3 protein-coding genes are annotated in these 4,662 nt (G+C 59.5%); 2 read left to right on the plus strand and 1 reads right to left on the minus strand.

Annotated elements, in window-relative coordinates; all coding sequences use genetic code 11:
• Positions 1-58 precede the first annotated feature (58 nt).
• On the minus strand, positions 59-3,034 hold the full coding sequence (locus OQZ28_RS17085; protein ID WP_029605691.1) for a Tn3 family transposase: 2,976 nt from the start codon (positions 3,032-3,034) through the stop codon (positions 59-61).
• A 139-nt stretch (positions 3,035-3,173) separates the two neighbouring features.
• Between OQZ28_RS17085 and OQZ28_RS17090 the strand changes: the two genes are divergently transcribed.
• Together OQZ28_RS17090 and OQZ28_RS17095 are read left to right on the plus strand one after the other, a co-directional pair.
• Positions 3,174-3,758, plus strand: a complete 585-nt coding sequence (locus tag OQZ28_RS17090; protein WP_010516174.1) for a recombinase family protein — start codon at positions 3,174-3,176, stop codon at positions 3,756-3,758.
• Complete coding sequence (locus tag OQZ28_RS17095; RefSeq protein WP_035979553.1) at positions 3,755-4,534, plus strand: helix-turn-helix domain-containing protein; 780 nt, start codon at positions 3,755-3,757, stop codon at positions 4,532-4,534. Before OQZ28_RS17090 ends, OQZ28_RS17095 begins: the two co-directional genes overlap by 4 nt.
• Positions 4,535-4,662: the final 128 nt, after the last annotated feature.

Below are 4,662 nucleotides of genomic sequence, written 5' to 3' on the forward strand. Positions count from 1 at the left end.
GAGGCCATCGTGTGGATGGTACGCTAAACAACGTTTGGCATGAACAATAAAGGAACGATCAGGCGGCACGAGCCTGTTTCGACAGATTGAGCGTCTTGCGGCCCGCAGAAGCTGCGGCTTTGTCCCAGAGGAAGTCTCCGGAAAAGGCGATGTGCTCCCATCCCACCGGGGAAGTATGCGCCAGCAGGTCCTCCGGGACGACCGCCGATGTTGAGCGCAGATGTGTGACGGCGGTTTGCAGATAGACTGTATTCCAGTAGACGATCGCCGCGATGACGAGATTGAGGCCCGACGCCCGGTATTGCTGGGCTTCATGGCTGCGGTCGATGATCCGTCCCTGGCGGAAGGTATGGATTGCCTGGGTCAGCACATGCCGCTGCTCGCTGTTGTTGAGCCCTGCCTGACATCTCTGCCGCAGATCAGGGGTTTCGAGCCAGTCGAGCATGAACAGAGTGCGCTCGATCTTGCCGATTTCCTGGAGTGCGACGTCGAGCCGATTCTGGCGCTCATAGGCAGCAAGCTTGCGCAACATCCTGGAGGGCGCGACATGCCCGGCCTTGATTGATCCGACAAGCCGCAGCACGTCCTCCCATTGTTCCCGAATGATGTCGGTGCGGATGGTTTTGCCAAGCAGCGGGCTGATGGAGGGATAGGAACTGGCCGGTGCGATGGACGCCAGGCGTCTATCCGGAAAGTCGCGCAGGCGTGGGCAAAAGCGAAAACCCAACAGGGCGCAGAGCGCGAAGACATGGTCGGTGGCACCACCCGTGTCGGTATAATGCTCGGTGATTTTAAGCCCCGTTCCATGATTGGTCAGGCCGTCGAGCACGTATGGCGCTTCGTGTGTCGCAGCCGAGATGACCTTCACATGGTATGGGGCGCGCTGATCAGACACATGCGTGTAAAAGCTGAACCCATGGTCGACGCCATAGCGGGCATTGACGTCTCCGCCTGAGGCACCGCGCTTGGCCCCGCGAAAGAACTGTCCATCGGAGCTTGAACTCGAACCCTCACCCCAGATGCGGGAAAATGGCAGACGATGGTGAGAGTCGATGAGGATAGCCAGCGCCTTGCGGTAATTTTCGTCGCGGACGTAAGCGTCGTGGGTCCAGAAGAGCTGATCACGGGTAACGCCGTGACTCGCGGCAGCCATGCGTGACAGCCCCAGATTGGTAGCGTCCGCCAGAATGGCAGCAAGCAACGCGTTCTCGTGGGGGCAGGCTTCGCCCGTGCGCAGGTTGGTAAAGGCGTTCAAAAAACCGGTGGCCTGCGCCACCTCGTGCAGCAGCTCCGTGATGCGGATTGGCGGCATCAGGGCGTTGAGCTGTTGCGCCAGGTCTTCCGCCTTGGGAGGCGTTGTTGCGCGTATCGGCGATATCTGGAGGTGCCCGTCTCGGAATCGTACGCCTTGCAAAGCGTCGCGTTTCAGGCTTTGCGCAAACTTCTTCAGGCGTTTATCCAATTCGCGAGCGCGCTGATCCAGCCATTCATCCGCCGACAGGGGAAGGTCAAGTTCGGCAATGAACGGTTTTGCCTGCTCCGTACTGAGCATGTAGCTGTCGAAGCGACGATAATTGGCCGACCGCTCGATCCACACATCACCGGAACGCAGCTTGTTGCGCAAATGCGCGAGCGTCGCGATTTCCCACAGACGCCGGTTGGGCTTGTCATCCTGATCGATAACGATCTTCTGCCATTCCTTGCGAAACGGCATCGGTGCGTCGCCAGGTAAATCGCGTTTGCCTGCTCTGTTGAGGTTCCGCAACAACGTGATCGCAGCCAGGGTCTTGGCGCCTCCTCTTCCTGCCTGGAATTCCAGCGTTTCCAGCAGATCGGGCGCGAATTTTCGAAGGGTAATATAACGCTCCGCAGCGGCTGTCAGAGGATCGAGGTCGGCAGTCCTGGCGATCGCCCCAACCTCTGACCTTGCTTTCAACAGGGTCGCCCATCCGACCGTGGCATCCAGAGTTTCCATGGGATCTCTGCCGTCGCTGGCCGCCTCGGCCAAGGCATCGATGGTCGCCTGAAACAGGCGCATCAGGCGTGCGACGTTCTTCGACGTTGCCGAAAAGCTGCGGGCCTTTGTGTTCCGTGCCCGGGTAAAGATGCTGCCGACCAGCTTGTCAGCCATGTCCAGGGCGCTGTCCGTCAGACGTTCCTCGGCATCGATCAGGAAAGCGACGAGCGTGGCGTAACGGCGTGATGGCGTGTAGCGCTCGATCATCGAGGCCGGAGATATCCGGCCTTCCCGGACGTATTGGTGAAAGCGGTCGATGTGAATGCGCTTGGCGACGACGGGATCAATCCCGATCTGTCGAACCTGTCTCAACAATTCCAGAATGCGCTTGATGTGATCCGGCTTGACGGCAACCGGTATGGTCTTGAGCGAGGCAAGTTGGCTGATGCTCCCTTCAGGCGTTGTGGCGAAAAGCCGATCCAGCGCCGTGACCTGATCGCCTGTGAGGCCCTGCGTTAACGCCTGCGCGGTCTTCCGTCGGGCCCGCGCCCGTCCCGCAATGCTGGCGCGTTCGATGGTTGAAATCGAAGGGAGTGCGATTTTGGCATGGCGTAGCGCGTCCATCACGGCCCGGACGATTACGATGCCGCTGTCCGTGGCCCAGGCTGCGTTTGCCGCAGCCTCGATCATGAACGGGATATCGACTCTCTGGGGCGCGCGCAGGCCAAGGATCGTCATCAGATCGCGGGCATGATCGGTCATCGTCTGCTCCCGCGCGGCGTAATCGGCGAGGTCGCTGCCGGAAAGCTCAAGTTGGTCTGCCACGAAGGCGACCAACGCGGATGGCGTCGATCCGACGTCCTGCACAAACTGAGCCAGTGTTGTTCCCGGGTGCCTGAGTAACGCCAGTTGCACGGCAACGCCCATCTGGGTGCGTCGCCTGCGCCGGGAACCGATGATATCCAGATCCGATGGCTCGAAAGTGTAAAGGCGGACCAGACTGTCCCGGTCTGTCGGGATGGCGAGCATCTGATCCCGTTCCTGGGCTGTCAGCAGGTGATGTTTGAGCCTGGTCACGCTGTCATTCCGTCCACAAAAGGTCAGTCTCGGCTATGGACAGCGGAGAGTAAAGAGACGCATTATGTGGACGGATATTGTCGATCCGGAATGGTCATTCACTCAGTGTCCACAGAACGGTCGTTTGGGAGACGGTGCCATGGGCGGCATTCTGGGATACGCGCGTGTCAGTACCGGTGATCAGGATGTGGCCGGGCAGCGTATGCGATTGGAAGAAGCCGGTACGATCCGTGTGTTCACCGATGTGATGTCGGGCAAGAGCATGGAGCGACCAGGACTGGACGAGCTGCTGGAATACGCACGCAAGGGCGATACGCTTGCGGTTGTGCGGCTCGACCGCCTCGGTCGTTCACTGGGAGAGTTGCTGACAACGGTGACCATGCTCCGCTCACGCGGAATAGCGTTGCTCAGCCTGGAGGAGAAAATCGACACTTCCTCCGCAGCCGGAGAGCTGATCTTCCACGTCTTCGGCGCCATTGCGCATTTTGAGCGGCGACTGATCTCAGAACGTACACGCGACGGGATTGCAGCGGCGAGAGCAAAGGGCAGGCTGCCGGGGCGGCAGCCGCTCGACAACGACAAGATCAGCGCGGCGCTAAAACTTATCGCGGCGAGCGTGTCGCCGACTGAAGCGGCGCGTCAGCTCGGGATCGGGCGATCGACTGTCTATCGCGAGATGAAGCGTCTTGGCGTCGCGCGGCCGACACCATCGGCTGTATCATGACAACAGACGATCAAGTGGTTCTCAGCGCGCGCGAGAAAGAAGCTCTACGTCTGCTTCTGGTCGGCCATGACGCGAAATCCATCGCCAATACGCTTGGTCTGTCGGTGCACACAATAAATGACCGCCTACGCGATGCGCGGCGCAAGCTGGGCGTTTCGAGCAGCCGTGAAGCTGCCCGACGTCTCGCCGAGATGGATGGGGGCACCCCCAATAATGTCGGCCCCAAAGAAATTGGGGGTGCCGAAGCAACTTCTTCGGTGGATAGAGCCAAAGAGCCAGCACCGCCGCGATCGTCGGGGCATCGCCTGGCGTGGCTTACCGGAGGAATGCTTATCATGTCTCTTATCATTGCGGCCGCAGCGCTTTTGACCATCAGCGGGCAGGACGACGCCCGGGTTTCCGCCCAGAATATTTCGACAAGCATTGCCCGTCCTGCCGAAACAAAGGCATCGGCCGATGCCCGCAAATGGGTCGAATTGCTTGATGAAGGGCAGTGGGATGCAAGCTGGCAAGCCGCAGGCACACTGTTCAAGGCAAAGATCACCCCGGCGCAGTGGGCCACTACGATCCAGTCTGTACGACAACCGTTGGGACGCCCGTCATCACGCACTTTCCAAAGCGTGATGCAGACAAAAACGCTGCCGGGCGCGCCAGCGGGTGACTATCAGATCATTCAGTTCCAGACGCGTTTCGCTAACAAACCCAACGCGGTTGAAACCGTCGTACTTTCGCGTGAACAGGCATATTGGCGCGTTAGCGGATATTTCATCCGCTAACTTCCGTGCTGCTTGCCGTTGTTCAACAAAGAAACAGCGGCTTGCCCTCAGGCAAGATCACGCTACCCAGACGTTCTTCTACTGTTCATGCTAAACGTTGTTTAGCGTACTTTCCACACGATGGCCTC

This window comes from Komagataeibacter sp. NFXK3 (assembly GCF_054182245.1).

What these genes read in the sequence shown, in the direction of transcription:
- OQZ28_RS17095 (WP_035979553.1), top strand. Translation starts at nt 3,755, where the DNA reads ATGACAACAGACGATCAAGTGGTTCTCAGCGCGCGCGAGAAAGAAGCT.
- OQZ28_RS17090 (WP_010516174.1), top strand. Translation starts at nt 3,174, where the DNA reads ATGGGCGGCATTCTGGGATACGCGCGTGTCAGTACCGGTGATCAGGAT.